The following is a 24,224-nucleotide window of genomic DNA, read 5'->3' on the forward strand; positions in this document are numbered from 1 at the left end:
GCGGAATATCGACTTCTTTAGATTGTTAGTTCTACATATTATAGAAGGAATAAAGTGATAGAGGACGAATAAAATGGTACACTCTAAAGAGCGATGTTATTTCGAAGAAGAAATGCATAACTCCATTTTTCGTAAAGGAAAATGAACAAAAGGAGAATGAAATTGACACAACACAATTACAAAGAAGAAGTGCCGCCGAATTACGACGAATTGAAAAAAGCTGCAAACCGCATGGCCAACTGGAAAGAACGTTTGGCTGCTGTTGAGGAACTCGGCAACTGGAAAACAGAACACACCATCAGCATCCTGTTGAACCGCATGAAAAATGATCCGGTTTATCAGGTCCAGGAAGCGGCTTATGAAATGCTGCGGAATTTCGGTGAGAACGTCGAGATGCCGGAACGCAATGAACATGAGCTGATCAAAGACACGCATAAAGTGCTAATCCGCATCAAGAAAAGCTTGCCTGCCGATCATACCTATGCAGATTTCAAAGAGAAGTTGCAGAAAATGCGCAGCGATATTTACGATACGTATAAAGGTGACAAAGGCGACGATTTCGAAGCCTGGCTCGAAGCGCAGTGGAAAGCAGCACCTGTCAGAACAAAACGATAAAATAGAAGCCGGTGCGGGAAATTTCCCGCACCGGCTTTTTTTCTTTATTAGTTACATATATTTACGGATGATCGGCTTCAGCCTGAAGCCGAAGATGCCGGCAAGCACTGCCAGGATCAGATCTTTTGGAAGCGGCGGCACCATCCATGCCCATGCCATCGCGTACGTAAAGCCTTCCGGTGCAGCGAACCATAATTTATAGGCGGCATACATCCAGTTCGTGCCGAAAACATAATTGACGAACAATCCGGCAAGCGCCGCAATGACAAAACCTTTGCGCGTCGGGAATTTTTCAGCAATCACCCCGGTGACATATGCAATCAGAATGAAAGAAATGATAAAGCCGAATGTCGGAGAAATGATGGTATCCATCCCGCCGGAGAATTTTGCGAAAACCGGCACTCCCGCCAGGCCGATAAATGCGTAAACAATCATGGAAGCTGCACCAAGCCGGCTGCCGAGCAAAATGCCGGCCAAAATGGCGAAGAAAGTCTGCAACGTGATCGGTACGCCGCCGATGATCAGGAATGAGGTAAGGTTGGCACCGATTGCCATCAGCGCGGAAAACATCGCGATGTGCACCAGTTTCAATGTTTTGGAATGATTTACAGATCTTGTTTTTGAGTATGTAGTCATGTGGAACCTCCAATAGTTAATCTATTAGCAGTATAATAAATGATGGAAAATGAGTCAACTTATTTTTTATTTAAGTTAACACAAACTATAGTGAAACAAAGATTGCAGGTGGATATTCCCTTTATCGCCTTCTTCATGTTAGAATATTCCATGTTTTTTAGGTGGAAGGGGTGTTTAAATGGATGAGTGGTGGAAGCAATCGGTAGTTTACCAGGTTTATCCCAGGAGTTTTAAGGACTCAAACGGCGATGGCATCGGTGACATACAAGGTATCATCCAAAAACTTGATTATCTTCAAGAACTCGGGATCGATGTTATTTGGTTGTCGCCGGTTTATGATTCTCCGAATGATGACAATGGATACGATATCCGCAATTACCAGAGGATCATGGATGATTTTGGAACAATGGAAGATTTTGAGGAATTGATCGAACAAATGCATAATCGGGGATTGAAATTGATGATGGACCTTGTCGTCAATCATACTTCTGATGAACATGAATGGTTCACGAACAACCCGGAATATTACATATGGCGGGATGAGCCTAATAATTGGCGTTCGTTTTTCAGTGGATCCGCATGGGAGTTCGATGAACGGCGCGAGCAGTATTTTCTCCATCTATTTTCCAAAAAACAACCGGACCTGAACTGGGAGAACCCGGAAATGCGGAAGGCAGTTTACTCAATGATGCGCTGGTGGCTGGATAAAGGTGTAGACGGCTTCCGAATGGATGTCATCAATTTGATTTCCAAAGATCCCGAATTTCCAGATGGCCCGGCCGGCGACGGAAGCGGATCCTTTATGAATGGCCCGAAGATTCATGACTATCTGCAGGAAATGAACAGGGAAGTGTTGTCAAAATATGATATTGTCACTGTCGGGGAAATGCCGGGTGCGACTGTTACGGACGCTATTCAATATACAGGCAGAGAGCGCAGAGAAGTAAATATGATTTTCACTTTCGAGCACATGGGGCTTGACCAGGCAAGCGGAGAGAAGTGGGATTTAAAACCGCTCCAGCTGACAGATCTGAAAAAAAATCTGGAGCACTGGCAGAATGCCTTGCACAAAAAAGGGTGGAACAGCCTTTATTGGAACAACCACGACCAACCGCGTGTCGTTTCAAGGTTCGGCAACGACAAGGAATACCGCGTCGAGTCGGCAAAAATGCTGGCGGCATGCCTCCATTTCATGCAAGGAACACCATACATCTATCAGGGAGAAGAAATCGGCATGACGAATGTTTGCTTCGAAGACATCGATGAGTACAAGGATATTGAAACCCTCAATATGTATGCAGAAAAGAGCATCCAAGGAGTTCCTCACGAGAAAATAATGGAATCGATCTATGTTAAAGGCCGCGACAACGCGAGGACACCAATGCAATGGAGCTCGGAAGCGAATGGCGGATTTACGACAGGCACACCGTGGATCGCTGTTAATCCGAATTACTCTGTCATCAACACAACAGATAAGGAAGAAGACAATTCGATTTATCAATTTTATAAAAAACTGATTGGTTTGCGGAAAACGATGGATATCATTAGGCACGGCAATTTTATTTTGCTGCACCGGGAGGATGAGAATGTTTTTGCATATACTCGTGAAATTGGGGATGAGAAATTAACGGTTTACTGCAATTTCTCAAATGATAATCATACGTTTACAATGCCGGAGGGAGAGCTTTTGCTACATAATTATGAAACTCCCAAGAATACAGAAAAATTGTTTTTGCGTCCTTACGAAACGATCGTGTTCTATAAAAAAATCTAGAAATTGAAAGAATATCAGTTATGATAAGAGTACTTCACATAACAAGAGGGGGAACTCGATGGCGAACGTAATGGGTGTTGATATTGGTGGAACAAAAATTCGCCTGGGCATCATAGATGCTGAAGGCAGCATTCTCTATGACGAAAAAATCCCGACCCAATTTCCTTTGTATCCGTATTTGGAAGAAAATGTTCTGCGGATACTGGAGAAATATCCGGAAGCAGAGGCAATCGGAATCGGTACACATGGTTTTGTCGATCCAAAAGAGGGGAGCATCATCTTTTCTACGGAAGCTTTGCCAGGGTGGACCGGCACAAAAGTAAAAGCACAATTGGAAGCGGCAAGTGGGAAACGCGTCGAAGTGGAGAATGATGCCAACTGTGCAGCTTTGGCTGAAGCGAAATTTGGGGCAGCCAAAGGGCTCGAACGAGTAGTGTGCCTGACGCTCGGTACGGGTCTTGGTGGCGGCATAATCTGGGATGGGAAATTGCTGAGCGGGGGTCCGAACGGTGGAGCCGCTGAACTTGGGCACTTAACTTTATACCCTGGTGGTGCTGACTGCGCATGCGGAAGAAAAGGCTGTTACGAGCAGTACGTTTCGGGTACGGGCATCCAGCGCCGAATTAATGAAGCTGGCTTGAAAATGACGCCGCTCGAACTGTTTCAATCTGCAGCAACAGACGAACAGTCCAATCAATTATTGGAAGCGTTCACATATGATCTCGGTGTTGTTATCAGTTCTTTGCAGGCGGCATTTGATATGGAAATGCTTGTCATCGGCGGTGGGGTGTCAGAATCCGCAAATTATTGGTGGCCACAATTAATCCGCCAACTTGAGCCTTTATTGCTCAATCCATTAGATATTCAAACAGCGAAATTCGGCAATGATGCCGGAATATTAGGCGCTGCATTACTTGTACTGAAAGGAAAGTGAAACAATGGCAAAATTAGTGATGGAACAGTTAACAAAAACTTACGACAATAAAGTGACTGCAGTCGAAAATTTCAACCTTACTGTGGAAGATGAAGAATTCATCGTCTTCGTCGGACCTTCGGGCTGCGGGAAATCGACTACGCTGCGAATGATTGCCGGCCTGGAAGACATTTCAGAAGGTACATTTTCAATCGACGGTAAAAAGATGAACAATGTGGAGCCGAAAGACCGCGACATCGCAATGGTATTCCAGAATTACGCTTTGTATCCCCATATGACGGTTTATGAAAATATGGCGTTCAGCCTGAAACTGAAGAAAATGGCGAAAGAGGAAATCAAAGAACGGGTCAGAAATGCCGCTGAAATACTTGGCTTGATGGATTATTTGAACAGAAAGCCGAAAGCTTTATCCGGTGGTCAGCGTCAGCGCGTGGCATTGGGACGGGCGATTGTCCGTGACGCCAAATTGTTCCTAATGGATGAACCATTATCAAATCTTGATTCGAAACTACGTGTTCAGATGCGAACGGAAATCTCGAAGCTGCATCAACGTTTGAAAACCACAACAATCTACGTGACGCACGACCAGACGGAAGCGATGACGATGGCCACAAGGATCGTGATCATGAAAGACGGCGTCATCCAGCAAGTCGGAACTCCGAAAGAAGTTTATGACCAGCCGGATAATATGTTCGTGGCGGGCTTTATTGGATCTCCTGCGATGAATTTCTTTAATGGCCGTATCGAAGGCGACTCTTTTGTGATGGGACAGGTAAAATTGCCGATTCCAAAGGCAGCAATGCCAGAAGGCTGGGATGGCAAAGAGATTGTTATCGGTTTGAGGCCGGAACATATTACCCATAAGCCGCAAGCAGCAGAAGACGTGCTCGAGGTCGAACTGGATGTGGTGGAACTGATGGGTTCAGAGTACATCGTATATGGAAAAGTAGAGGACCATTCGTTCATCGGTCGTGTTGATGCCAATTACGAGTTATCTGCAGGCACTGTTTTCCCGATGCTTTTTGAAATGGACAAAGCACGCTTTTTCGATCCTGCAACTGAAAAAAGAATCAAATAAAAATTTTTTTATAGATATTGTGCAAACGTTTTCACTGTGATAAGATACTAACAATTGGAAATTGGAAACGCTTTCTTACCCAAGTTTCCATTTTTATTTTGGTTATTGTGCAAACGATTGCACAAATTACAAAGGGGGAATATTAACATGAAAGAGTTCACGTTCAAAAAAGGGTTGCTCGCTTCACTTCTCGTTTCAACAAGTTTGCTGGCGGCATGCGGCGATGACAGCACAGAAGAAGGGTCTCAGGCGGAAGGCGAAGAAGTAACTGTCGACATTTTCCAGTTCAAAGTGGAATTTAAAGAACAGTTTGAAGATGTGGTTGCTTTGTATGAAGATGAAAACCCGAATGTAAATATTGAAATCACGACCGTTGGGGGCGGAGAAGATTACGGTGCTGCCCTTCGTTCGAAGTTCGCTTCCGGCAACGAACCGGCGATCTTCAATATCGGTGGACCACAGGACGTTGCTGACTGGAAAGACAGCCTGGCACCGCTTTCCGATACAGCTGCCGCAGAAGCGGCACTGGACGGAACATTGGATGGCGTCACAGTCGATTCGGAAGTACTCGGATTGCCTTATAACCAGGAAGGCTATGGTTTCATCTACAACACACGCCTGTTTGAAGAAGCGGGAATCGATGCAGCATCGATTACAGACTTTGCAAGCCTCGAAGAAGCTGTGAAAACATTGGATTCAAAAAAAGAAGAACTTGAAATCGAATCAGTATTTGCATTCCCAGGAAAAGAAACTTGGGTAACCGGCCTGCATTTGGCGAACACATTTATCGCACCTGAATTTGACCATAATGTATTGGACGCATATGATGCGCCAGCAGTTGATTTCACTTATTCAGAAGGCTTCAAAAAAATCGTTGACCTTCAAAACGAATACTCGAAACAGCCGACAGTAAGCCTTGACTATTCACAGCAAGTTGAAGAATTATTCTCTCTGGAGCGCGTCGCGATCATTCAACAGGGGAACTGGGCATATGGTTCAATCGCAGGAATCGACCAGGAGTTTGCTGACGGTGGCATTGATATGATGCCGATTCCGGTTGAAGGGTACGAAGAAGGCGGGTTGCCGGTTGGCGTTCCGATGTACTGGGCAGTCAACTCGAATCTTGATGAAGACGTGATCCAGGCTTCAAAAGATTTCCTGGATTGGTTATATACTTCTGATGCTGGTAAAACAGCGGTAGTAGAAGACTTCAAATTCATTCCTGCTTATGAAGGCTATGACACTTCAAAAATCTCGGATCCATTATCCAAAGCAGTTTATGATGCATCTGAAGCTGGAGAAACAATCGGGTGGGTATTTATGGGCTATCCGACTGGATGGGGCCAGGATGAGCTGGGTGCCAATATCCAGAAATACTTGAGCGAAGAAGCGACTTGGGAAGAAATAGTCGATTCAGCTAAAGCTGCATGGGAATCGGACAGACAATAAAACATTGAAATAAATAAGCTGGAGACCAAAACAAAGCAGCCTCTGTGCTGCTTTGTTTTGTCTTTAAGCTTCTATTGCAGAAAGGAAGGGCTTTGATTATGCGTACAAAAGATTTTGCTTATTGGTTATTCCTGGCCCCGGTCTTGATTGCTTTTACGCTCGTTGTAGTTATGCCAATGTTGCTCGGCATCTATTATTCCTTTACCAGCTGGAACGGCATCACAACAGGAGAATTTGTCGGGTTCCAAAATTACATAGATCTTTTCAAAGATGAGCGTTTCCTGGATTCATTATGGTTTACAACTAAATTCTCAGTCGTGTCGGTAATTCTCATCAACTTCATCGGATTATCGTTAGCGCTGATCGTCACCTCCCGCATCAAAACCAGTAGTTTTCTCCGAACCACTTTTTTCATGCCCAATCTAATTGGGGGTTTAATACTTGGTTTTATCTGGCAGTTCATTTTCATCAAGGTGTTTGCCAGTGTCGGTGAAATGGTCGGCATGGAAAGCTTGATGGGCTGGCTGTCCACAACAGAAACCGGTTTTTGGGGACTGGTCATTTTGATGAGCTGGCAAATGGCCGGCTACATCATGGTCATATATATTGCCTATTTGCAAGGCTTGCCGAATGAATTGCTGGAAGCATCTGAAATCGATGGTGCATCTTCTTTCCAGCGTTTCCGTTACATTGTTTTCCCTTTGGTGGCACCAGCTTTTACCGTCAGTATGTTCCTGACACTGTCAAATACATTCAAACTTTATGATCAGAACCTGTCCTTGACAGGGGGCGGCCCATATAACTCGACGGAAATGGTTGCCATGGAAATCTTCAAGACCGCGTTTATGCAGAACGCCTTTGCCTATGCACAAGCAAAAGCGGTCATTTTCTTCTTGATTGTGGCAATCATTGCATTGCTGCAGGTTTATTGGAATAAACGCCGGGAGGTTGAAATGTAATGAGAAAAAAGAAAAATTGGAAATTGGAAATTCTCGGCATTCTTCTTGCGATTTTGTGGCTGGCACCGTTTTATCTAATGTTCGTCAATTCCTTTAAGTCAAAAAAAGAGATATTTATGGATGTGACGAGCCCCCCGGAACAATGGAGTTTTGACAATTACATTACCGCTTTTCAGGAACTGGACTTTTTGCAAACGTTGTTCAATTCACTGCTGATCACTGTCAGCAGTGTAGTGCTGATTGTCCTCTTTTCAGCGATGGCTGCCTATGCTCTGTCTCGCGCTAAAAGTCGTCTCAGCACCATTATGTTTTTTGTTTTTGTCGCAGCGATGCTTATTCCGTTCCAGTCGGTCATGATTCCGCTCGTAACGGTTTTTGGCCAATTCGACATGCTTAACCGCGGTGGCCTAATTTTTATGTACATCGGTTTTGGCGCCAGTTTATCCATTTTCCTTTACCATGGCGCATTGAATAATATACCGACCTCAATGGACGAAGCGGCGCGTATAGATGGCGCGAACCGGTGGCAGATTTTCTGGCACATCATCTTTCCGATGCTGAAGCCAATTACTGTCACAGTAGCAATACTGAACATTATCTGGATTTGGAACGATTACCTTCTGCCTTCTTTGGTCATCAATAAAACTGGAAGTGAAACCATCCCGTTGAAGATGTTTTTCTTCTTCGGTGAATATACGAAACAATGGCATTTGGCTCTTGCCGGCTTGACGCTAGCGATTGTGCCGGTCATCATCTTTTATTTCTTTGCACAACGTTCAATCATTAAAGGTGTTTCTGAAGGTGCAGTAAAGTAAAGGGGAGATTCCAATGGCAATTACCATCAAAGATGTCGCAAAAGCGGCATCGGTCTCACCAGCAACAGTATCGCGTGTGATAGCGGATAATCCGCGAATCAGCGACGATACGAAGAAGAAAGTTCGTGAAACGATGAAGCACCTCGGCTATTACCCGAACTTTCAGGCGCGAAATTTGGTCATTCAGAAAACCCAGACAATCGGAATCATTATGGCGGATTCAGCGACACTGGCGTTTCAAAATCCGTTCTTTCCAGAAGTGTTGCGCGGCATTTCGAGCAGAGCGCATGAAAGCCAATTTGGCCTGTATTTATCAACTGGTGCTACCTCTGATGAAATATACGAAGAAGTGGTATCGATGACCCAGGGAAAAAGAGTGGATGGAATCATACTTTTATACTCCAGAATCGGCGACAAAATCATGGAATACCTATACAATAGCAATATTCCATTCTCAGTTGTCGGCCGTCCGGATGTTCACACGACTTCGATTTCTTATGTTGATAATGATAATGTGGGCAACGCCAGGGAAGTGGTGAATTACCTGATCAAGCTGGGTCATAAGCGCATCGCTTATGTGGGCGGCGGATTGGAATATGTGGTTTCATTGGATCGTTTGAAGGGTTATCAAAAGTCATTGGAAATGGCATTTCTTAACTTTGATCCGGAATTGATCGTCAATCAGTCGATTAGCGTCGGATTGGAAGAGCAATCGGTTCAACGATTGATGCAACTTCAAAATCCGCCGACTGCTATCGTGACGCATGACGACTTGATCGCTTATGAACTGATCAGTTATTTGCAGGATATGAAAATTGATGTTCCAGGCGACATTTCGGTATTGAGCTTTAATAACCATTCATTGTCGGAACATCTGAAACCGCCGCTTAGCACCGTTGATATCTCGATTTATGAACTGGGGATTCATGCGGCCGAACTGGTACTTGAAAAAATAAAAGACAGAGAGACTCCGGCGAGAGAAATTATCGTTCCTTCCCGGCTCATCGAACGGGGATCTTGCCGAGGTCTTTGAAAGGAAATGAACATGAATAAAAAATGGTGGAAAGAAGCAGTTGCATATCAAGTCTATCCGAGAAGCTTCAAGGACTCGAACGGCGACGGCATCGGCGATATAAACGGAGTGACGGAAAAACTGGATTACCTGAAAGAACTTGGGATCGACGTCATCTGGATCTGTCCGATGTATAAATCGCCAAATGACGACAATGGCTATGACATCAGCGATTATCAGGATATTATGGATGAACTTGGAACGATGGATGATTTTGACCGCCTGTTGAAGGAGGTCCACGCCCGTGGCATGAAGTTGATCATCGATTTGGTCATCAATCACACGAGCGACGAACACCCATGGTTCCAGGAATCCCGGTCGTCCCTCAATAATCCGAAACGGGATTGGTACGTCTGGCGTGATCACCCGACCAACTGGAAAAGCATTTTCGGTGGTCCTGCTTGGGAATATGACGAAAAAACAGGGCAGTATTACTTGCACATCTTCTCCAAAAAACAGCCGGATCTGAATTGGGAAAATCCGGAAGTCCGCAAAGCTTTATACAGCATGATCAATTGGTGGCTGGATAAAGGCATCGATGGATTCCGGGTGGATGCCATCAGCCACATCAAAAAAGATTTTACCGATCTCCCCATTGAAGAAGGGCAGCCCTATGTCCCTGCCTGGGAAAAGATGATGAATGTCGATGGCATCCAGCCGCTGCTTGAGGAATTGCGGGATGAGACCTTCGCAAAATACGATATCATGACGGTCGGAGAAGCCAATGGCGTATCCGCTGAGGATATCGAGGAATGGATCAGTGAAGAGAACGGCAAATTCAATATGGTTTTCCAGTTCGAAGACCTTGGTCTGTGGGACAATGAAGAGAAAAAAGGCGTCAATGTCCCTGAGCTGAAAAAAGTTCTGACACGCTGGCAAAAAGGCGTCGAGGGAATTGGCTGGAACGCGTTATTCATTGAAAATCATGACAAGCCGCGCGCCGTTTCGACCTTGGGCAATGACAGCATTTTCTGGCGGGAAAGCGCGACTTCGCTCGCCTGCATGTATTTCTTCATGCAAGGAACACCATTTATCTACCAGGGACAGGAAATCGGCATGACCAATGCACCGTTCGAAAAAATCGAACAATACGATGACGTCCAGACGCATAACCTTTATTTCTATAACCTTGCGGAAGGCATGGAGCATGAGCAAGTGATGACGCTCATCAAGGCTACGAGCCGTGACCATTCACGCACGCCGATGCAATGGGACAGCAGCCCGAATGGCGGTTTTTCCACGAATGAACCTTGGATCTACACAAACCCGAACTACGAATGGCTGAACGTCGAAGCGCAAAAACACAACCCCCATTCTGTATTGACATTCTATAAATCAATGATTGCACTCCGGAAAAATATGGATGTACTCGTTTACGGGAAGTATGAATTGAAGGAACTTGGTTTTGAAGACGTTTTCGCCTATACACGTGAAGACGAAAACACCAAAGTGCTGGTGATAGCCAATCTTGGGCCGCAAAGATACCGCTGGAATGAACCCGAAAACCACGGCATTCTGCTGTCGAATTACGAGCTGATCGATCCGGCGGAAATTCGTCCATACGAAGCAAGGGTCTATCAGATCACCTAATAATACACAAAAAGGGCAGTCCCAATGGGGCTGCCCTTTTTTGCTTTTCAATCAATATCCAGGCTTCTTCAAAAGCTTAAAGATGTTGTTCTTGTAATCCTCGACTCCCGGCTGATCAAATGGGTTGATGTCCAGCAGATACGCGCTGTAGGCGCAGGAAATCATATAGAAGTAGAACAGATGGCCGAGATGGAACTCATCCATCTTTTCGATTGTCAGGCTTACTTGCGGCACGCCGCCATCCAGATGTGCTGAAGAGGTTCCTTTATAAGCGACATGATTAAATTCCTGCAGTGAGATGCCGGCCAAGTAATTTAATTCGTCCCCGTCATTTTCTGCTTCAAAGACGGTGAGGTCTTCTTTGCTTTCTTTAATCAGCAGGAAGCTTTCAAATAAATTGCGGATGCCGTCCTGGATATACTGGCCCATTGAATGCAAGTCGGTGGTAAATGAAACGGATGCGGGGAAAATGCCTTTGCCATCTTTTCCTTCGCTTTCTCCGAATAATTGCTTCCACCATTCCTGCACAAATGCCAATTTCGGCTCAAACGTGGCCATTACTTCTGTTGTGTAACCTTCCATATAAAGATGGTGGCGGGCAGCTGCGTAGCGGATCGCCGGATTGGTTTCAAGATCGAATGTCTGATAAGCCTGTTCGGCATCCTTCGCGCCAGCCATCAACTCTTCAATTGAATATCCCGCAGCGGCGATCGGCAGGAGACCAACTGCAGTGAACACCGAATAGCGGCCGCCAACATCTTCAGGTACGACAAAACGGTCGTAGCCATTTTCAATCGCCAAGTTTACCAAAGCACCTTTTTCGGCATCGGTGGTGACGATGATCCGTTCAGCTGCTCCGTCGCCGTAACGATCTTCCATGTATTTTTTCAGGAAGCGGAAAGCGAGTGCAGGCTCGGTTGTTTTCCCGGATTTTGAAATCACATTGACCATAACTTCCTTGCCGTCAAGATGGGCGAGCAACTGCTTTAAGTATTCACCGCTCACTTGATGTCCGGCAAACAGGACTTCGGTTTTTTGGTCAGCTGCATTGAAATAGGGAGCGAGTGCAGTGAGTGCAGCCTTTGCTCCGAGGTAAGAGCCGCCGATGCCGATAACCACCAGCACATCCGCACCCTTCTGGATTTTGTCGGCTGTTTGTTGGATGCGTTCCAAAAACTCGGGTTGAACAGTGCTCGGCCAATCGAGCCAGCCAAGAAAATCAGAACCCCGTCCTTCTTTATTGTATAAATCAGTATGAATCTCTTGTAACGCTGCTTTCTTCTCATCCGTCAGAACCGCCGCGAAAGACCCCGAATATGTAAGTTCGATCATGCGAAAACTCCCTTTCCTTTTTCTCTCAAGTTTACCATATCTGCTACTTCTGTACCTTATTCGCCTGAGAATTTTGCACAGGTCTTTCATTTTATCAAGTCCCTAAAATCTGGTAAGCTGGTAACTATGGAAATGGGGGAACGAAGATGAGAAAAATTTTCACAGGGATTTTCTTGGCCGCAGCAGTATCTTTGCTTGCCGGCTGCCAGGAGCAGGCAACACCGGAAGACCGCCTGGCCGAATACATAGCACACTGGAATGACATCGAGTTTGAAGAAATGTATGAACAATATTTAAATGAAGGCACAAAAAATACTTTTGGCACTGAAGAATACGTCACGCGGCAACAGAAGCTGCATGACGATCTGGGCATTGAAAGCCTGGAAGTGACATTCACAGAAGCAGGGGAAGATGCGGAATGGGAAGAAGCGCAGCCCGCCGATTTTCCGGTGCAGGTAAGGATGGACACAGTGGCGGGTCCTGTCGAATTCGAAAAGACCATGACGCTGCTGTACGAAGAGGAGGAAGATCAGGGAAACTGGTTTATTGAGTGGACACCTGCTTTCATTTTTCCGGAGCTTGAAGCAGGGGATCCGGTTCGCATCAGCAATCAATCCGCGGCCAGAGGAGAATTATTTGACCGCAACGATCAGCCGCTGGCGATAAACGGCACCGGCCGTTCGATCGGTGTGGTTCCGGAAAAGTTCACGGACGAGGCGGATAAGGAAAATCTGGCGGAATTGCTCGGCATGTCGGTGGAAGAAATCGACCGGCAACTGGATCAGGGTTGGGTCCAAAATAATCTCAGCCAATTTGTGCCGCTCAGCAAAACGTCGAATGACAACGCGGAGTTGCTCGAGCAGGTGCTGGAAATTCCGGGAACGATGCATCAGGAAACCGCCATGCGTGAGTATCCTTATGGGGAAGCGCTGTCCCATTTAATCGGCTATATCGGTTCGATAACGGCTGAGCAATTGGATGAACTTCAGGAGCAGGGCTATACCGAAAATGACTCCATCGGACGCCAGGGGCTGGAACGCTACTTGGAAGAGCGTTTGCGCGGTGACAACGGCGTACGCATTTGGATCGACAAAGAACAGGAACAGATTACCGTAGCCGAAAAGGCGGCGGTTGACGGTGAAAAGATTCAATTGACGATCGATGCCAAGCTGCAGGACATCGCCTATAATTCGATGGCCGGTGAAGCGGGAACCAGCGCAGCGGTCGATCCGGAAACCGGAGAAACCTTGGTGCTGCTGAGTTCTCCTGGTTTTGACCCCAGCGAATTCATGCTGGGAATGAGCGGTGAGCGATATGCGGAGCTGGAATCGAATCCGTTAATGCCATTGTATAACCGCTTTGCCGCAAGTTATGCGCCGGGTTCGACGATTAAGCCGATAACGGCGGCAATCGGTATGGAAGCCGGGACGCTCGATCCCGCAGAAGGATTGACGATTACCGGTGAAACTTGGACAAAGGATGATTGGGGTGGTTACCGGGTGACGCGACTTCATCCCGAAGCACCCAATCCGATCGATTTGAATAAGGCATTGGTTTATTCGGATAATATCTATTTTGCGAGGCAGTCGCTGGAGATGGGCAGAAACGTGTTGGTGGAAGGTTTGGAAAGCTTTGCGTTCGGTGAAGAAATTCCGTACCTGCTTGCACTTCAGGCTTCCCAGATTTCCAATGATGGCACGATTTCTTCCGAAGGGCAGCAGGCGGATACCTCTTTCGGGCAAGGGCAGATGCTCGCGAATATCCTGCACCTGGCTTCTTCTTATCAACCGCTTCTGACGGACGGCGTTATGCATAAACCGACGCTGTTGCTGGAAGAAGACGATGCGCAAATCTGGAAAGAGAATCTGGTTTCTGCGGAAAATGCCGAAATCATTCGCAACGGGATGCGCAATGTCATCGTGGACGGCTTTGCACAGGAAGCGAATTTGGAGAACATTCCTTTAGCTGGCAAAACCGGAACCGCCGAACTGAAAGCGGCGGGGGAAGAAACAGGACAGGACAATGGCTTCTTCGTCGCTTATGATTCTGCTGACCCTGAATTCATCATGGCGATGATGATTGAAGATGTCGGCAACAACGACGGCAGCGGGTATGTTGCAGGCATGGTAGGCGATACATTCGAACGATTTTACGAATAAAGAGTGAACCGCCATCCCGTATATGATGGGGGTTCATTTTTTATTGCGGCACAATAAAATACTTTTAATATCAAAATAATGCTTTTAACGGAAGGGTTTTTCAAGCCAGTGGCGAAATACTAGAACGATGTGAAACTTTATCCGGTTCCGGCTGACAAACCGCTTTGAAAGAAGGGCGTTAATATGAAAAAAACATGGTGGAAAGAGGCAGTAGTCTATCAGATTTATGCTCGGAGCTTCAACGATAGCAACGGAGACGGCATTGGCGATTTAAACGGCGTTGCCGAGAAGCTGGATTACCTTCAGGAACTGGGGATTGATATAATCTGGTTATGTCCGATGTATAAATCACCCAATGTCGATAACGGCTATGATGTCAGTGATTACCGGGGAATTATGGATGAGATGGGCACGATGGAAGATTTTGATCAGCTGCTTGAACAAATCCATTTGCGCGGTATGAAGCTGATTCTTGATCTCGTGCTGAACCATACCAGCGATCAGCATCCCTGGTTTCATGAATCCAAATCTTCGAAAGACAATCCGAAGCGGGATTGGTATATTTGGCGTGACAAGCCGACAAATTGGGAAAGTATTTTTGGGGGTCCTGCCTGGACGTTCGATCCGAAAACTAATCAATATTATCTCCATATTTATACCAAAAATCAGGTGGATCTGAATTGGGAAAATCCCGAAGTCCGCCGTGAACTTTACGATATGATCAAATGGTGGATTGAAAAGGGGGTCGACGGTTTTCGAGTTGACGCCATCAATCACTTGAAAAAGGATTTTACCGACATGCCAAATCCTGAGGGTAAAAATTACGTGCCTGCATGGGAAAAAATGACAAATGTCGACGGCATACAGGATTTTCTGGAAGAAATGCGGGATGAAGTTTTTTCGAAATACGATATCGTAACAGTGGGGGAAGCGAATAGTGTCAAAGCCCACGAGCTGGCGGAATGGATCAGTGAGGACGAGGGCAAATTCAATATGATTTTTCACTTGGAAGCGCATGAATCCTGGAACACCGCCAAAGATGCGGATTGGAATGTGGCAACCTTGAAAGTAGTGCTGGACCGATGGCAAAGAAGCGCCCATGGCATCGCGTGGAATTCATTGTACCTTGAAAATCATGATCGGCCGAGGACTGTTTCGGCTTGGGGCGATGACCAGGAGTATTGGCGGGAAAGTGCGACGGCACTGGCATGTATGTATTTCTTTATGCAGGGAACCCCGTTTATCTATCAGGGGCAGGAAATCGGCATGACGAATGCCCCTTTTGACGATATTACAATGTACAGGGATGTCGAGACAAAAAATTTCTATCGATATAATCGGTTGAACGGTGTTTCGCACGAGGAGATCATGCAGTCGATTAAAAAGATCAGCCGTGACCATGCCCGGACACCCATGCAGTGGAATAGCAGAGAGAATGCAGGCTTTACATCAGGTGAACCGTGGATATCAGTGAACCCAAACTATCAGTGGCTGAACGTTGAAGCGCAGCAAAAAGAAAGCCAGTCCATCCTTTCCTTCTATAAAATGATGATTTCCCTGCGCAAGACTTATATCTGTTTGCTGTACGGGAAAACGGAGCTTGCAGAAACGGATTGCCCCGACGTCTATGCTTATATCCGGCAATTTGAAAATCAGCGGATATTGGTGATTTCCCATTTGGACAGCGATGGCTGCCGCTGGAAGCTGAGGGAGCAAGGGGTTCTTTTATTTTCAAATTATACGAATCCGAAGCGCGAACGGATGCAGGCATATGAAGCGCGTATGTATTTACTGGAATAAAATCGACAACAGGCTTTAAAAAGGAGCGAAAAAATTGTATTCTAAAGAGCAATTTGTGTTTCAGGGTAAAAAAGTTCATAAGGCAATCATCAGGAATTACCGGGAGGAAGATTTCAAAGGGTTGATCGAAATCCAAAGGGAATGTTTTCCCCCGCCTTTTCCCGATGAACTATTATGGAATGAAAAACAATTAGCCAACCACTTGGCGTATTATCCGGAAGGTGCGTTATGCGTCGAAATCGGCGGCGAATTGGCAGGGTCGCTGACCGGAATGCTGACGGACTTCGATCCCAATCACCTCGACCACAGCTGGGAAGAAGTAACGGACCACGGATATATTACGACTCATAATCCGTACGGCAAAAGCTTTTATATAGTAGATATTGGTGTAAAACCGGCTTTCCGGAAAATGGAACTCGGAAAATTGCTCCAGCAGGCAGCTTATGAACGTGTTATTGAAGATCACCTGGAACGGGTGATTGGAGGTGGCAGGATGCCGGGGTTTAAACAATTTTCAAAAGATATGAGCGCTGAACAATATGCAGAAGGGGTGCTGGCCGGTGAAATGAAAGATCCGGTCATCACGTTTCTCATGCGCAGCGGCCGGACACCGGTGAAATTGGTGGCGGATTATTTGGATGATGAAGATTCAGGGGATTATGCAATGTTGATGGAATGGCGCAATCCTTTTCTTGCGCCAACAGATAAATAAGGCCGGAAATTGGAAAAGGGACGCTCCCGATATGGTATCGGAGCGTCCCTTTGTTGGTTTGAAGGTAACATTACTATAGCTTGATTCAATTTTTCAACCCTTTTGAAAGGGGAATCATTTCCGTTGAAAGTGTTTGCTTTCAGTGCCGCGGTCAGTGTTCCACTGGGTGCTTTCTAACTTAAGCAACGTAAACCCTACCTTCTTTTACGTCCTTGCGATCCTCAAATCGCGCCAGTGTGAATAAGTATTCTCAAAAACATTAATGTAGAATGCCAGATTATCAAATATATCAGTTACCTCTGTGTTAACTTAAATATTATTGCACACCCTTTAACGTTTTGTCAACTTGATAGCGGTTAAACCGAAGAAAAGCTGTCTTTCGTTTTTGAATTAGGTCCATTAGGGTATAATTAATTGAACTTAACAATAGCGGAAGAAGGAGAGCCTATGCAAAATACGACTTATGCGGATGACAGCCTCGCGCTGCATACCGATTTATACCAAATTAATATGGTGGAAGCTTATTGGGCGGATGGCATGCATGAACGAAAAGCTGTGTTTGAATTGTTTTTCCGGAAATTACCTTTCGGCAACGGCTATGCCATCTTCGCAGGCCTGGAACGGGTACTCGAATATTTGAAGAACTTCAAATTCACCGAATCGGATCTTGCTTATCTAAAAGACGAAGTCGGCTATAAAGAAGATTTTCTTGCTTATTTGAGTACGATTAAATTTACCGGCAACGTTTATTCGGTGGTCGAAGGTGAAGTGGTTTTCCAAAACGAACCGCTGATTCGGGTCGAAGCAACGCTTGCCGAAGCCCAATTGATTGAAACGGCATTACTCAATATCGTTAATTACCAAACCCTCATCGCAACAAAAGCAAGCCGCATCAAGCAAATTGTAAAAGACGACCGTGTAATGGAATTCGGTACGCGCCGGGCACAGGAAATGGATGCGGCAGTGTGGGGATCCCGCGCCACATTTATCGGCGGTTTGGAATCGACAAGCAATGTCAGAGCGGGGAAATTATTTGGCCTGCCGGTTTCAGGTACGCACGCCCATTCCATGATCCAAGCTTATAAAGACGAATACGAAGCGTTTCATGCATACGCAAAACGCCATAAAAACTGCGTATTCCTGGTAGATACATACGATACATTAAAATCGGGTCTTCCGATTGCAATCCAGGTGGCAAAAGAACTTGGGGACAAGATTAATTTTCAAGGCATTCGCCTGGACAGCGGGGACATCGCGTTTCTTTCCAAAGAAGCACGGAAAATGCTCGATGAAGCCGGCTTCCCGGATGCCGAAGTTGTCGTGTCGAACGATTTGGATGAATACACCATCCTGAACCTGAAAGCCCAGGGGGCGCAAGTGGATGCATGGGGAATCGGCACCAAGCTGATCACCGCATACGACCAGCCGGCCTTGGGAGCGGTCTACAAAATTGTGGCGATTGAGAACGACAAAGGGCATCTGGAAGATACCATCAAGATTTCCGGAAATGCGGAAAAAGTTACAACCCCCGGATTGAAAAAAGTTTACAGAATCATAGACAGGGAAAATGGGAAATCAGAAGGGGATTATATTACCATGGCGGATGAAGATCCGTCATCTGAGGAACGCCTGAAAATGTTCCATCCGGTCCATACCTTCGTGTCAAAATTTGTCACGAATTTTGAAGCAGTCGAAATTCATAAACAGGTGGTAAAGGATGGGGAATTCATCTATCAATACCCTTCCATTCAGGAAGTGAAGGATTATGCAAAACAGAGCCTCAGCCTGCTGTGGGACGAATACAAGCGCTCGCTGAATCCCGAAGAATACCCTGTCGACCTCAGCCAAAAATGCTGGGACAATAAAATGCGCAACATTCAGGAAGTCCGCGATTCAATTCAAAACTTCTCAAACAAATAGGAGGATTTTAATATGTCAGAACTGCAACAGCAAATCATTGAAGAAATGAAAGTTCAGCCAAAAATCAATCCCGCCGAAGAAATAGAACGAACGATTACTTTTTTAAAGGACTATTTGAAAAAGCATTCATTTCTTAAAGGTTTTGTCCTCGGAATTTCAGGTGGACAGGATTCAACTCTGGTCGGAAAAATGGCGCAAATGGCCGTCGATCAATTGAATGAAGAAACTGGCAGCGATCAATACGGCTTTTATGCAGTGCGGCTTCCATACGGCAAACAATTCGATGAACCCGATGCACAGGATGCTTTGAAATTCATCAATCCGACAAAAACCTATACGATCAACATCAAAGAGGCGGTTGATGCCAGTGACCGCGCATTGGAACAAGCGAATATCGAAATAACAGATTTCATTAAAGGTAATGAAAAAGCGAGAGAACGGATGAAAGCCCAGTATTCCGTTGCAGCGACTCATGATGCGGTGGTGCTTGGAACAGATCACGCAGCAGAAGCCATTACCGGTTTTTATACAAAACACGGAGACGGCGCTGCGGATTTGACGCCGCTTTTCCGTTTGAACAAACGGCAAGGCAAGCAATTGCTGAAGGAACTGGGCAGCCCGGAACACCTCTATAACAAGGTGCCGACTGCAGATCTGGAAGAAGACAAGCCGGCGATTCCCGATGAAGTGGCGCTCGGCATCACATACGACATGATTGATGATTATCTGGAAGGCAAGGAGATTCCGGATGAAGCCCGTGAAAAATTAGAAGGCTATTATTTGAAAACCATGCACAAGCGGAAATTGCCGGTAACTGTATTTGATGATTTCTGGAAATAAAATAAATAAAGGAAAGGTCCTCCTAAAGGAGGGCTTTTTATTGTGTAATGAGCCGTTTCACCGTTACTGCAGAGTTGAGTTATTGCTTATAATTCGTTATGCTTATGAGTAAGAATGTGACAATTCGAAATATTACCTGTCACTCACTGGGGGAAAAGATGATGAATCCAAAAGACCAATTAAACAAAGTTATTGATAATATTGAAAAAGTCATTATCGGCAAGCGGGATATCGTCGAATTGAGTATGGTTGCGATGCTGTCCCATGGCCATGTGCTGCTCGAAGACGTGCCCGGAGTCGGGAAAACCATGCTGGTCAGAGCCTTGGCAAAGTCGGTTGGTGCCGACTTTAAGCGTATCCAGTTTACTCCAGATCTATTGCCGTCTGATGTAGTCGGCGTTTCAATTTACAACCCGAAAGACATGGAGTTCCATTTCCGGCCGGGTCCGATCATGGGCAACATTATTCTGGCTGATGAAATCAATCGTACCTCTCCGAAAACACAATCTTCACTGCTGGAAGCAATGGAAGAAGCATCCGTCACCATCGATGGCGTGACCATGCAGATTCCTAAACCGTTTTTTGTTATGGCCACACAAAATCCGATTGAATATGAAGGAACTTATCCACTGCCGGAAGCGCAACTGGATCGTTTTCTCCTGAAAATAAAAATGGGCTATCCGAGTCCGAAAGAAGAAATGGAAGTTTTGAGCCGGTCCCAATTTTCCACTCCGATTGAAGGCTTACAGTCGGTTATTTCTTTGGAAGAATTACTCGAACTTCAGCGCGAAGCAAAAAACATTAAAGTGGACGATACAATCAGAAGCTATATCGTGGATCTTGCCCGCCAAACCCGCAGCGATCCATACGTCTACCTGGGGGTCAGCCCCCGCGGTTCCATTGCGTTGATGAAATCGGCCCAGGCATATGCCTTATTAAAAGGGCGTGATTTTGTGACGCCTGATGACGTGCAATACCTGGCGAAATTCGTTTTTGGCCATCGTATTATGCTGCGGTCTGAAGCAAGGTATGACGGGATAACCTCGGAAGAAATCACTGAACGCATCTTGACGAAAACCAAAGTGCCGGTCCAAAGGCTAGTGGGCCAATGAAACAAGTCCGACAAGCTCTGGCTTTATGGGGAAGAATAATTTTTGTGGTTTTCATCCTGCTGCTTACTTTTTCATTCGCGATGTTCCAGGGCGGTTTCGTCAGCTGGTTCATCTTTTATATGGCATTGCCTTTTGTGCTGTATTCCTTATTATTGAATTTTTATCCTCTTCAGGATCTTCAATTGAGCAGGCAAATTCATACCACTCAAATAAGACGTGGCCAAAAGTATTCTGCGACAGTCCAGATGAATCGCAAACTGTCTTTCCCACTCCTGTATACGGTTCTGACAGAAAAAACGACGTCCATTGCTTTGCGCAATAGAAATCCTTCAGATAATCGGACGATGTTCCTGCCCGGTTTTCGGAAATCCCATACCTGGCATTATGAAATTGCGGATATGCCGCGGGGCGAACACGTGCTGGAAGGCGTAGAAGTGGAAGTGGCTGATTTTTTTGGCTGGACCAAAAAATCGAAAATGTTTCCATTGAAACAAACAATTCTTGTTTATCCGAGAACTGTCGATATTCCATACCATGCGCTTGAATCCAGTTACGATCAAGGCGCGATGCTGGCTCCGCATACGTTGGTGAAGGACACTACGATGGCTACGGGAATCCGCGATTATCAGCCAGGTGACAGAGTATCCTGGATCCACTGGAAATCTTTTGCGCGGACACAAACGCTGCGCACCAAAGAATTTGAAGACAGGCAGGCGGAAGACCTGTATCTTCTCGACGACAGGAGGCCTTCGGAAAATTTCGAGGCACAGGTTGAACTGACTGCCTCTTTATTGCAGTCCATTGTCAGAGGGAATTCAAGTGTTGCGTATATGTCAGTCGGAAACAGAGTCGATTCGTTTCCGGTCATCCATTCAGAAAGTCATTTGGAGCGGGTTATGTACCATTTGACGAAAGTGTTGCCTGATCTTGACCGCCCCGCAAATGAGGTGGTCAGCCGAAACCTTCAGCAAATCCGTGCAACAGCACTGATTTATGTAACCACCAAGCTGACAGTCGAAATGGTCGAAGCAATCAGAAGGAATGTTAAAAATTTAAATGTTTGTATGTGTCTCGTGGTTACAAAAAAAGGGGAAAAACTTGAAAAAGCGGATGAAGCCGCTCATCAATTTGCGACCTCAAAAGGCTTTATCGTAAAACATGTTGCACCGGAGAATTTTGTTTCAGTCTTTACGGAGGTGAACCGCAAATGAGTTCCATTCGAAAGAATAAAGCTTTCATGGCCATTTTATATGTGCTGGTTTTTCTCCTGTTGGCTGAATGGCTTACGCCGGTCATCACTTTGACCGATACGGGCCATAAAACTCTTTTTCTCGCATTTATCGCAATCAGCATTTTCATGGCCTTTTTGCAGATTCATTGGGGAATCTCGGCAGCGATCAAAATCTTCTATATAATGTGGTTCCTGATTCATGTTTATACGGACACTGCCATTTTTTCATTTGAAGCTTTGGGCTACATCCTTTCTGATCTGGGAATTAATCTGCAGGCATTGTTTGCTCAAAACTGGGCAGAGACAACTGATATTTTTAGGACCATCCTATTTTTCAGCTTGATTTGGATGGCTGTGTACTTGATCCATTATTGGGTCAGTTTCCGATTAAGTATTTTTCTCTTCTATATACTGACTGTTATTTTCATTGCGGTGCTGGACACTTTCAGCCCTTACAGCGGGGACTCGGCAATTATTCGCATCATGGTCATCGGCCTGATGCTTGCGGGATTGCTGCATCTGGCGAGATGGCTTGAAGGCCATCGCATTAACGAAAACATTGAGCGCTTAGCCGGTTACATGATTCCATTATTCCTGATGGTTGCGGTGGCGACGGCACTCGCTCTTTATTTGCCGAAAGCAGGACCGCAATGGCCGGATCCTGTTCCTTACATCACTTCGTTTTCCGGAGAAGGCGGGTCTGGCCCAGCATCGGTCGGTCGTATTGGATACGGAGTGGATGATTCCGAACTGGGCGGCTCGTTTGTTGGGGATGACACACCGGCGTTCAGAGCAGAAGTCGAAGATGGCCAATACTGGAAAGTTGAAACAAAAGATATTTACACCACGAAGGGCTGGGAATTGAGTGAGCCGCCAGCGGATCCCGTTCTTTATAATAATGGAGATCTGATTGCTACCGAATTTGAACCGGGCTCGGAAGATGAATCCATCAATGCCGTTCTTGATATGGAGCTGGATTTTCCGTTTGTCCTCTATCCCTATGGCATAGAATCTATTCAAATGGAGGAAGACATTCGTTACAGCTATTCTCCTGTTGATCAAAAGATTGCACCTCTATTGAGCGGTGCGCCTTTTGAGCCGGATGCCGTAGAACTTCAATTTAATGAACCAAGTTTCAGTCTTACCGGGCTTCGGGAATCGACAACTGACAAACTGGCAGAGCTTCCGCCCGAATTTGACCGCTACAAACAACTGCCGGAAGAATTGCCTCAGCGTGTACGGGATTTGGCGGAAGAAATCACCATAGATTCCGACACCGTTTACGATAAAGCGAGAGCAATTGAGAATTATTTTGAACGAAACGATTTTGAATACAGCCTGACAGATATCCCGGTGCCAGAAGAAGACCAGGATTACGTCGATCAATTCCTGTTTGATACAAAACGCGGCTATTGTGATAATTTCTCGACTTCCATGGTCGTCATGCTGCGCAGCTTGGATATCCCCGCCCGCTGGGTAAAGGGATTCAACCAAGGCGAACAATTGGTGGATGAGAATGGTGTGGAAACCGACGTCTATCAAGTTACCAATAATAATGCGCACTCATGGGTGGAAGCGTATATGCCGGGTGTCGGCTGGATGCTCTTTGAACCGACCATCGGATTCGAAGGATCTTCACAAATCGATTTTGACTTGGATATCGAAACCACCGATCCCGAAGAGCAGGAAACGCCTGAAGTCCCGGAACAGCCGGAGCTTGAAGAAGAAGACTCTGCTGCCGCATCTGCAGCGGCGGGGGGCCCTGGTTTTGGTGAACGGATAAGTGACTTCGTCTCCGAACATCGCGGATCAATTTTTATGGCAACAGCTGCATTGATTCTTATGAGCCTTGTGCTGTTTACGCAACGCCAAAAATGGCTGCCGAAAGTGCTGGTTCCCTATTACCGCAGAAGAAACGGAAAGCAGACATTCGAAAAAGCGTATTTACGTTTATTGAAACAATTGGATCTCTACGGCATTAAAAGGGAAGACGGGCAGACGCTCATGTCCTATGCCAGATACATCGACTCCTTTTTCGGGACAAGAGAAATGACGCGCCTGACTTCTTCCTATGAGCGCTCAGTTTACGGTGGGAAGCCGGAAACCGTTGAATGGAGCGAATTGAAGGAAAGTTGGGAAAAGTTAATCAATCGTACAACCAGTTGATTTTAAGGAAACTAACTTGTACAATTGAGA

General features: G+C 45.8%; 19 protein-coding genes. 17 read left to right on the plus strand and 2 right to left on the minus strand.

Going from position 1 to position 24,224, the window contains the following annotated elements; translation table 11 throughout:
- Positions 1–156: 156 nt before the first annotated feature.
- The gene (locus tag DHX103_RS12370; RefSeq protein WP_422122585.1) at positions 157–615 is read left to right on the plus strand and encodes a HEAT repeat domain-containing protein; all 459 of its coding nucleotides are present in this window, start codon (positions 157–159) and stop codon (positions 613–615) included.
- A 51-nt stretch (positions 616–666) separates the two neighbouring features.
- Here the strand turns inward: DHX103_RS12370 and DHX103_RS12375 are convergent, their stop codons facing one another.
- A complete protein-coding gene (locus DHX103_RS12375) occupies positions 667–1,251 on the minus strand; it encodes a biotin transporter BioY (RefSeq protein WP_422122586.1) in 585 nt (194 codons plus the stop codon).
- 178 nt (positions 1,252–1,429) lie between these two features.
- On the opposite strand from DHX103_RS12375, the gene DHX103_RS12380 reads away from it, so the two are divergent.
- The 8 genes from DHX103_RS12380 to DHX103_RS12415 all read left to right on the plus strand — a co-directional run bounded on the left by DHX103_RS12380 (position 1,430) and on the right by DHX103_RS12415 (position 10,922).
- On the plus strand, positions 1,430–3,025 hold the full coding sequence (locus DHX103_RS12380) for a glycoside hydrolase family 13 protein (protein WP_422122587.1): 1,596 nt from the start codon (positions 1,430–1,432) through the stop codon (positions 3,023–3,025).
- 58 nt (positions 3,026–3,083) lie between these two features.
- A complete protein-coding gene (locus DHX103_RS12385; protein ID WP_422122588.1) occupies positions 3,084–3,959 on the plus strand; it encodes an ROK family protein in 876 nt (291 codons plus the stop codon).
- 4 nt (positions 3,960–3,963) lie between these two features.
- A complete protein-coding gene (locus DHX103_RS12390) occupies positions 3,964–5,037 on the plus strand; it encodes an ABC transporter ATP-binding protein (protein ID WP_422122589.1) in 1,074 nt (357 codons plus the stop codon).
- Between the two features lie 147 nt (positions 5,038–5,184).
- Positions 5,185–6,486 (plus strand): ABC transporter substrate-binding protein, encoded by a 1,302-nt coding sequence (locus DHX103_RS12395; protein WP_422122590.1) that lies wholly within the window; start codon positions 5,185–5,187, stop codon positions 6,484–6,486.
- Positions 6,487–6,584: 98 nt separating this feature from the next.
- The gene (locus DHX103_RS12400) at positions 6,585–7,445 is read left to right on the plus strand and encodes a carbohydrate ABC transporter permease (protein ID WP_144840676.1); all 861 of its coding nucleotides are present in this window, start codon (positions 6,585–6,587) and stop codon (positions 7,443–7,445) included.
- Positions 7,445–8,260, plus strand: coding sequence for a carbohydrate ABC transporter permease (locus DHX103_RS12405; protein ID WP_422122591.1), 816 nt, complete (start codon positions 7,445–7,447; stop codon positions 8,258–8,260). Before DHX103_RS12400 ends, DHX103_RS12405 begins: the two co-directional genes overlap by 1 nt.
- 13 nt (positions 8,261–8,273) lie before the next feature.
- Positions 8,274–9,293, plus strand: coding sequence for a LacI family DNA-binding transcriptional regulator (locus DHX103_RS12410; RefSeq protein ID WP_422122592.1), 1,020 nt, complete (start codon positions 8,274–8,276; stop codon positions 9,291–9,293).
- 12 nt (positions 9,294–9,305) lie between these two features.
- Entirely contained in the window at positions 9,306–10,922 is a 1,617-nt protein-coding gene (locus DHX103_RS12415) for an alpha-glucosidase (protein WP_422122593.1), read from the plus strand.
- A gap of 51 nt (positions 10,923–10,973) precedes the next feature.
- On the opposite strand, the gene DHX103_RS12420 is transcribed toward DHX103_RS12415, so the two are convergent.
- On the minus strand, positions 10,974–12,254 hold the full coding sequence (locus DHX103_RS12420) for a glucose-6-phosphate isomerase (RefSeq protein WP_422122594.1): 1,281 nt from the start codon (positions 12,252–12,254) through the stop codon (positions 10,974–10,976).
- A gap of 146 nt (positions 12,255–12,400) precedes the next feature.
- Here DHX103_RS12420 and DHX103_RS12425 point away from each other — a divergent pair, with 146 nt between their 5' ends.
- From DHX103_RS12425 to DHX103_RS12460, 8 genes are all read left to right on the plus strand, one after another.
- Complete coding sequence (locus DHX103_RS12425) at positions 12,401–14,413, plus strand: penicillin-binding transpeptidase domain-containing protein (RefSeq protein WP_422122595.1); 2,013 nt, start codon at positions 12,401–12,403, stop codon at positions 14,411–14,413.
- Between the two features lie 183 nt (positions 14,414–14,596).
- Positions 14,597–16,213, plus strand: coding sequence for an alpha-glucosidase (locus DHX103_RS12430; protein WP_422122596.1), 1,617 nt, complete (start codon positions 14,597–14,599; stop codon positions 16,211–16,213).
- Positions 16,214–16,247: 34 nt separating this feature from the next.
- The gene (locus tag DHX103_RS12435; protein ID WP_422122597.1) at positions 16,248–16,925 is read left to right on the plus strand and encodes a GNAT family N-acetyltransferase; all 678 of its coding nucleotides are present in this window, start codon (positions 16,248–16,250) and stop codon (positions 16,923–16,925) included.
- Between the two features lie 447 nt (positions 16,926–17,372).
- On the plus strand, positions 17,373–18,845 hold the full coding sequence (locus DHX103_RS12440) for a nicotinate phosphoribosyltransferase (RefSeq protein ID WP_422122598.1): 1,473 nt from the start codon (positions 17,373–17,375) through the stop codon (positions 18,843–18,845).
- Positions 18,846–18,857: 12 nt separating this feature from the next.
- On the plus strand, positions 18,858–19,685 hold the full coding sequence (gene nadE, locus DHX103_RS12445; protein ID WP_422122599.1) for an ammonia-dependent NAD(+) synthetase: 828 nt from the start codon (positions 18,858–18,860) through the stop codon (positions 19,683–19,685).
- A gap of 161 nt (positions 19,686–19,846) precedes the next feature.
- Entirely contained in the window at positions 19,847–20,797 is a 951-nt protein-coding gene (locus tag DHX103_RS12450) for an AAA family ATPase (protein WP_422124770.1), read from the plus strand.
- The gene (locus tag DHX103_RS12455) at positions 20,794–22,008 is read left to right on the plus strand and encodes a DUF58 domain-containing protein (RefSeq protein ID WP_422122600.1); all 1,215 of its coding nucleotides are present in this window, start codon (positions 20,794–20,796) and stop codon (positions 22,006–22,008) included. The genes DHX103_RS12450 and DHX103_RS12455 overlap by 4 nt, the downstream gene beginning before the upstream one ends.
- A complete protein-coding gene (locus tag DHX103_RS12460) occupies positions 22,005–24,194 on the plus strand; it encodes a transglutaminase TgpA family protein (RefSeq protein ID WP_422122601.1) in 2,190 nt (729 codons plus the stop codon). Before DHX103_RS12455 ends, DHX103_RS12460 begins: the two co-directional genes overlap by 4 nt.
- The last annotated feature ends 30 nt before the right edge of the window (positions 24,195–24,224 follow it).

The sequence above is a fragment of the Planococcus daihaiensis genome (genome assembly GCF_049262615.1).
Lineage (GTDB): Bacteria > Bacillota > Bacilli > Bacillales_A > Planococcaceae > Planococcus.